Source organism: Aeromonas molluscorum 848, from assembly GCF_000388115.1.
Classification (GTDB): domain Bacteria; phylum Pseudomonadota; class Gammaproteobacteria; order Enterobacterales; family Aeromonadaceae; genus Aeromonas; species Aeromonas molluscorum.
The window spans coordinates 1-7,464 of the sequence record NZ_AQGQ01000182.1; the positions used below are offsets into that span (position 1 = coordinate 1).

5 protein-coding genes are annotated in these 7,464 nt (G+C 59.9%); 4 read left to right on the forward strand and 1 reads right to left on the reverse strand.

All coding sequences use genetic code 11. From position 1 onward, the window contains the following. On the forward strand, nt 1–1,572 hold a 1,572-nt coding region (gene pgi / locus G113_RS17590), incomplete at its 5' end, for a glucose-6-phosphate isomerase (protein WP_005908014.1). Nucleotides 1,573–1,718: 146 nt separating this feature from the next. On the opposite strand, the gene ilvC is transcribed toward pgi, so the two are convergent. After that, nucleotides 1,719–3,200 carry a ketol-acid reductoisomerase gene (gene ilvC / locus G113_RS17595; RefSeq protein ID WP_005908015.1) on the reverse strand — a complete coding sequence of 494 codons (1,482 nt, stop codon included), beginning with the start codon at nt 3,198–3,200 and terminating at the stop codon, nt 1,719–1,721. Between the two features lie 236 nt (nt 3,201–3,436). On the opposite strand from ilvC, the gene ilvY reads away from it, so the two are divergent. The 3 genes from ilvY to G113_RS17610 all read left to right on the forward strand — a co-directional run bounded on the left by ilvY (nt 3,437) and on the right by G113_RS17610 (nt 7,280). Beyond that, nucleotides 3,437–4,330, forward strand: coding sequence for an HTH-type transcriptional activator IlvY (gene ilvY, locus G113_RS17600; RefSeq protein WP_005908017.1), 894 nt, complete (start codon nt 3,437–3,439; stop codon nt 4,328–4,330). Nucleotides 4,331–4,431: 101 nt separating this feature from the next. Then, a complete protein-coding gene (locus G113_RS17605) occupies nt 4,432–4,623 on the forward strand; it encodes a hypothetical protein (protein WP_005908019.1) in 192 nt (63 codons plus the stop codon). 74 nt (nt 4,624–4,697) lie between these two features. Beyond that, on the forward strand, nt 4,698–7,280 hold the full coding sequence (locus tag G113_RS17610; RefSeq protein ID WP_005908020.1) for a bifunctional acetate--CoA ligase family protein/GNAT family N-acetyltransferase: 2,583 nt from the start codon (nt 4,698–4,700) through the stop codon (nt 7,278–7,280). Nucleotides 7,281–7,464 lie beyond the last annotated feature (184 nt).

Consider the following 7,464-nt stretch of genomic DNA (forward strand, 5'->3'; position numbering starts at 1 on the left):
CTCAAGGAGCTGTTCGCCAAGGACGCCAAGCGTTTTGACAGGTTTTCCCTCACCCTGGGTGGCGACATCCTGATCGACTACTCCAAGAACCTGATCACGGAGCAGACGCTCAAGCTGCTGATTGACCTGGCCAAAGAGACTGACCTGCGCAGTGCCATCGACGCCATGTTCAACGGCGACAAGATCAACCAGACCGAGGGTCGCGCCGTACTGCACACCGCCCTGCGCAACCGGTCCGATCGCCCCATCGAGCTGGATGGCAAGGATGTGATGCCGGAAGTGAAGGCCGTGCTGGCCAAGATGAAAAGCTTCTGCGAGAAGATCATTTCCGGCGAGTGGAAAGGCTATACCGGCAAGGCAATCCAGCATGTCGTGAACATCGGTATCGGCGGCTCCGATCTCGGCCCCGTCATGATCACCGAGGCGCTGCGCCCCTTCAAGAATCACCTGCAGATGCACTTCGTCTCCAACGTCGATGGTACCCACATCGCCGAGACCCTCAAGCAGATCGATCCGGAAACTACCCTGTTCCTGGTGGCCTCCAAGACTTTCACCACCCAGGAGACCATGACCAACGCCCTGACCGCCCGCGACTGGTTCATCAATATCGCCGGTGACAAGGCCCACGTTGCCAAGCACTTCGCCGCCCTCTCCACCAACGGCAAGGCCGTGGCCGAGTTCGGCATCGACACCGCCAACATGTTCGAATTCTGGGACTGGGTCGGCGGCCGCTACTCCTCCTGGTCTGCCATCGGTATGCCCATCGCCCTGTCGGTCGGTTTCGAGCACTTCGAAGCCCTGCTGCAAGGCGCCTTCGAGATGGACATGCACTTCGCCACTGCCTCCTATGAGCAGAACGTACCGGTGCTTCTGGCGCTGATCGGCCTCTGGTACAACAACTTCCACGGCGCCGAGTCCGAAGCCATCCTGCCCTACGATCAGTACATGCACCGCTTCCCCGCTTACTTCCAGCAGGGCAATATGGAGTCCAATGGCAAGTACGTGGATCGCGATGGCAACAAGGTCGACTACCAGACAGGCCCCATCATCTGGGGTGAACCCGGCACCAATGGCCAGCACGCTTTCTACCAGCTGATCCACCAGGGCACCAAGCTGATCCCCTGCGACTTCCTGGCACCGGCCGTCAGTCACAACCCGATAGGCGACCACCATCCCAAACTGCTGGCCAACTTCTTCGCGCAAACCGAGGCCCTGGCCTTTGGCAAGAGTCAGGAGCAGGTGCTTGGCGAACTGCTGGCCGCAGGCAAGAGCCAGGCAGAAGCGGAAGCCTTGGCCCCCTTCAAGGTATTCGAAGGCAACCGCCCGACCAACAGCATACTGTTCAAGAGCCTGACCCCGAAAACCCTGTGTGCCTTGATCGCCATGTACGAGCACAAGATCTTCGTGCAAGGCGCAATCTGGAACATCTTCAGCTTCGACCAGTGGGGCGTTGAACTTGGCAAGCAGCTCGCCAACCAGATCCTTCCGGAGCTCAACACAGAGGCGGCTGTCACCAGCCACGACAGCTCGACCAATGGGTTGATCAACACCTGGAAAGCCTGGAAAGCCTGATTTTCCAAGTCTTTCTGAATGCAAAAGCCCCGCTCATCGAGCGGGGCTTTTTATTGCCGGGAGCCGGCGTTGCCCTCCTGTGGAGATCTGGCCAGGTGTCCAAGCCAGCCAGAAGACGGGGATCGTCACCCCCACCCCAAGGAAGCTTAGCCGCCGACGGCGATACGCTTCATGTCTTTCATGTAACCGCGCAGGGTCTGGCCAATCTGCTCGATCGGGTGGCTGCGGGTCGCCTCGTTGGCGGCAATCAGGGCAGCATTGTCAACGCCATTGCTGTCGGCACGGGCACTGCCCAGGTCCCCAGCTTGCAGCGTCGGCATGAAGTGTTCGCGCAGCAGGGGCACGGCTGCGTTGGCGAACAGGTAGTTGCCGTACTCGGCGGTGTCGGAGATGACTACGTTCATCTCGTACAGACGCTTGCGGGCGACGGTGTTGGCGATGAGCGGCAACTCGTGCAGGGATTCGTAGTAGGCGGACTCTTCATAGATACCGGAGGCCACCATAGTCTCGAACGCCAGCTCCACACCCGCCTTGACCATGGCCACCATGACCACGCCGTTGTCGAAGTACTCCTGCTCGGCGATCTTGCCCTCAAACACGGGAGCATTTTCGAAGGCGGACTTGCCGGTCTCTTCGCGCCAGCCGAACAGCTTGGCGTCGTCTTCGGCCCAGTCGGCCATCATGCCGCGGGAGAACTCGCCGGCGATGATATCATCCATGTGCTTCTCGAACAGCGGGCGCATCAGGGTGCGCAATTGCTCGGACAGCTCGAAGGCACGCAGCTTGGCCGGGTTGGACAGACGGTCCATCATCAGGCTGATGCCGCCCTGCTTCAGGGCCTCGGTGATGGTTTCCCAGCCAAACTGGATCAGCTTGCCGGCATAGGCAGGATCGGTACCCTCGGCAACCAGCTTGTCGTAGCAGAGCAGGGAACCGGCCTGCAGCATGCCGCACAGAATGGTCTGCTCGCCCATCAGGTCGGATTTCACTTCCGCGACGAAGGAGGATTCCAGTACGCCGGCACGGTCGCCGCCGGTGGCGGAGGCCCACGCCTTGGCGATGGCCATGCCCTCGCCCTGAGGATCGTTCTCCGGGTGAACGGCGATCAGGGTCGGCACGCCGAAACCGCGCTTGTACTCTTCACGCACCTCGGTACCCGGGCACTTGGGCGCCACCATGACGACTGTGATGTCGGAGCGGATCTGCTGACCCTCTTCCACCACGTTGAAACCGTGGGAGTAACCCAGGGCCGCACCCTGCTTCATCAGCGGCATGACGGTCTTCACCACGTCGGAGTGCTGCTTGTCCGGGGTCAGGTTCAGCACCAGATCGGCGCTCGGGATCAGATCTTCGTAGGTACCAACGACGAAGCCGTTGTCGGTGGCCTTCTGCCAGGAGGAGCGCTTCTCGGTGATGGCCGCACCGCGCAAGGCATAGGAGATATCCAGCCCGGAGTCACGCATGTTCAGGCCCTGGTTCAGGCCCTGGGCGCCACAGCCCACAATCACCACCTTCTTGCCCTTCAGCACGTCGCAGCCATCGGCGAATTCGGCGCGCTGCATGAAACGACACTTGCCCAGTTGAGCCAGCTGCTGACGCAGGTTCAAGGTGTTGAAATAGTTAGCCATGGTGATTGCTCCGTTCGATTGATTCCAAGCCGCTATGGGCGAGATTCCGTGCCGCTAAGGGCCTTGACCAAACCACTATAGCGCGGGACAGATATTGCCTGAACTGATATATTCGAAACAGTCTGTTGCAGAAATTGAAATGTGAAACTGCACTATCTCACGCCATGTTTCCCTGCCAGGGAGCCATTGCCTGAGCCGATATATTCGTCACCACAGGCCGATGCAGGAATTGAAAGATGGATCTTCGTAATCTAGAGCTGTTTCTCCACCTGGCGGACAGCCTCCATTTTGGCAAGAGTGCCGATGCCATGGCGGTCAGCCCCTCCACCTTAAGCCGTGCCATCCAGCGCCTGGAGCAGGAAACCGGTTGTATCTTGTTCGAGCGGGACAATCGCAGCGTGCGACTCACCCCGTCCGGGGAGAAGCTGCGCGAGTTCGGCGGCAATCTGGTGCAGGAGTGGCGCAGATTACGTCAGGATCTCAAACGCAGTGACGAACCGCTGCAGGGACGGCTGCGGGTATTCTGCTCGGTGACTGCCAGCTACTTCCTGCTGCCCGATGTGCTGGAACGCTTCCGCCGTCGTTATCCTCAACTCGAGATCAAGCTGGAAACAGGCGATCCGGCCCTGGCAGTCGACAAGATCCTCAGCGAAGAGGTCGACATCGCCATCGCCGCCCGCCCCGATGCCCTGCCCGCCAAGCTGGAGTTTGCCAGCCTGCAGCAAGTCCCCCTGGTGTTCATCGCCCCCCGTACTGCGCCCCAGTTGAGCCAGTGGTTTCATCACGGTGAGCCGGACTGGGAGCGACTGCCGCTCATTCTCTCTGAGCAGGGTCTGGCCCGTAAACGTTGCGATCAGTGGTTTCGCAACAAGGGCATTGCCCCCAATATTTACGCCGAGGTAGCAGGTAACGAGGGGATAGTCGCTATGGTGGCGCTCGGTTGCGGCGTCGGTCTGGTCCCAGCCGCCGTCATAGACCACAGCCCCATGGGCGACAAGATCCGCATCGTCGACCCCAAGCCTGCGCTCAAACCATTCGATGTCGGTATGGGTGTGCTCAAGAAGCGGCTGGATGAGCCCCTGGTCAAGGCGTTCTGGGATACGGCCAAGGGTCAGCACAACTACGGCTAGTCGCTACCGGGCCAGAATAGTGACAGATCTGACAGCTATCCCCGTCCCCCCCTTTCGACTACACTAGGCTCCCCTAGCTCAAGGAGACCCAAGGAGTCATCATGAAGGATCATCTCGTCGAAATCAGGAGCCCGGTATTGTTTGAAGAGTACCTTCAGAGCATGGGCTTGCCCCGTGCCTGCCTGGAACAGGAGCAGGAGATTTATCGGCAGGATCGCCATCTGGCGGCTGTGCGCCTTATTCAGGGAGAGATGAGGTTCTATCTGAAGGCAGCTGAACTCGGCAAGCGTTGATGCCGCATCTGGTCACAGAACCCCCGCCTGATACAGGTTAGACTGAGGCTCTGTGCCCAGTAACGGATGCCCCTATGAAACCCAGCGGCCTGGATCGTCTCTTTACCCCACACTCCATCGCCGTAATAGGCGCCTCGAGCAACCCCCAGAAGGCGGGGCACGTGGTGATCCGCCACCTGCTGGCAGGCCAGTTCAGGGGACCCATTCTACCGGTCAGCACCGATAGCCAGGCCATTGCCGGTGTGCTGGCCTATCCGGATGTAGCCAGCCTGCCGCTGGCCCCAGATCTTGCCATCATCTGCACCCGCCGCGAACGGGTGCTACCCCTGGTCGAAGCCCTCGGCCAACGGGGGGCCGGCGCCGTCATCATACTGGCCGGCGATTTCAGCGACCAGGAGCGTGCCGAGTTGCAGCGCTTGCGTCACCAATACGGTATTCGTCTGCTCGGTCCCAACAGCATGGGCATGCTGCTGCCAGGCCAGGGTATCAACGCCAGCTTCTCCCCCATCGCAGCCAAGCCCGGCCAGGTCGCTTTTCTCTCCCAATCTGCGGCCGTGAGCACCACTATTCTCGATTGGGCCAAACAACATGAGGTCGGTTTCTCCGCCTTCATCTCTCTTGGCGATCACTGCGATATCGACTTCGGTCAGCTGCTCGATCAGCTATCCCGCGACGGCACAACCCGCGCCATCTTGCTCTATATGGACAAGTTGCACGATGCTCGCCACTTTCTCTCCGCGGCGCGAGCGGCTTCGCGCAACAAGCCGATCCTGGTGCTCAAGAGTGGTCGTCACGACCCGAGTCACGGCCTGGATAACGTCTATGATGCAGCCATCCGTCGCGCTGGCATGCTGCGGGTACGGGATACCCACGAGCTGTTCGCCGCAGTGGAGACACTCAATCACTCATTGCACCTCAAGGGAGAGCGGCTTGCCATCATCTCCAATGGCCGCGGTCTGGCCAATATGGCAGCCGATGTACTGCAAGAACGGGGCGGAAAGCTGGCAGGCTTCCCTCTAGACATAGGCAGCGATGCGGATATCCAGGCCTATCAGGATGCCCTCGACAACGTGCTGCAGGGGGATGAGGCCGATGCCATCTTGCTGATCCATGCCCCTTCCCTGACGGCTCGAGGCGTGGAGCTGGCCCGCAACCTCATCGATTACCTCAAGCAACATCCCAGAGCCAGGCGCTTCAATCTGCTGACCAACTGGGCTGGGGAATTTTCCGCTCAGGAGGGAAGACGGCTGTTCAACGAGGCGGGTATCCCCACCTATCGTACTCCTGAGAGTGCGGTCAATGCTTTCATGCACATGGTGGAATATCGTCGTAACCAGAAGCAATTGATGGAAACACCCGCCTCCCTGCAAGGGGACAAGGTGGATCTGGCGCTCTGCAAGAAGCTGATCCAGCAAGCGCTGACCCGCAGCCAGTTCAAGTTGGATACACACCTGGTGCAGCCTCTGCTGCAAGCGAGCGGGCTGGCAACCCTGCCCACCTGGATAGTCACCGATGCCATAGAGGCCACCCTGACCGCCGAGCAGATTGGCTACCCGGTAGCGGTCAAGTTGAGATCCCAAGACATAGCCCACAAATCATCGGTACACGGAGTCATGCTCAACCTGCGCACCTCAAGCGAGGTGGCCCAGGCCGCCGATGCCATCCTGGACCGAGTACGTCAGCATGATCCGGGCGCAAGGATCGAGGGGTTACTGGTACAACGCATGGCCAGGCGGAGCGGGGGGCTGGAGTTGAGGATCCGCATTCAGCAGGATCCGGTATTTGGCCCCGTGATACTGCTGGGAGAGTCCGGGGCCGAGCCCCGGGAGATGGTGGCCGCCTTGCCCCCCCTCAATCAGGCTCTGGCCCGCTATCAAATCATCGAAGCCCTCAAGAGCCGCAAGATCAGGGAACAAGCGAGCCCGGAGCGACTCGACATCATGGCCCTGGCCCAGGTGTTGTGCCAACTCTCCGAACTGCTGCTCGCCTTCCCTGAAATTGTGGAGCTGGATCTGCATCCGCTGCAGGCCTGCGGCGACGAGATGGTGGTGCTCGATGCCAGCCTGACCCTCAATGACAAGCCGAGCGCAACGGGTAGCACACTCGCCATACGCCCCTACCCCACGGAGCTTGAAGAGGGAGCCTGGCTAAAAGATCGCAGTCATGTACTGCTGCGCCCGATCCGCCCCGAAGATGAACCAGCCCATAAACAGTTCGTGCTGCGAGTCTCCGATGAGGACAGATACAAACGCTTCTTCGCTGACGTGGGAGAGCTCGGTCACGAGGAGCTGGCCCGCATGACTCAGATTGATTACGACCGGGAGATGGCCTTCGTTGCGGTGGGCCAAGAGGGTGTTTTCGATCAGCAGATCCTGGGAGTAGTTCGCGCCATCTCCACCCCGGACAAGCGAGATGCCGAGTTTGCCATCCTGGTACGATCCGACCTGAAAGGATTGGGGCTGGGCACCCTATTGATGGAGAAGATCATCCGTTATGCCAAGGAGGCGCAAATAGGCCAGCTGTCGGGTATGACGATGCCAATCAACCTGGGCATGATCAAGCTAGCCAAACGGCTCGGTTTTCACATCGACATGCAGCTGGAAGAGGGGGTGGTGGAGATGCTGCTGCCGTGCGGCGAGTCAGGGGGGGCAGTTTAGATACTATCGGTTCGCTGCTGATAGGCCTCTAGCTCAAGCAGAAAGGCGCGGCAAGCGCCTGCCACTTCGCGCAAACCGCTACGCCGCGGTACTATCGTGCCAAATCGCAGGCATGAAAAAAGCCCGCTCGTGAGAGCGGGCTTTTAGGGTCTTGCTACCAATAAGAAGTATCCGCTTCTTCTGG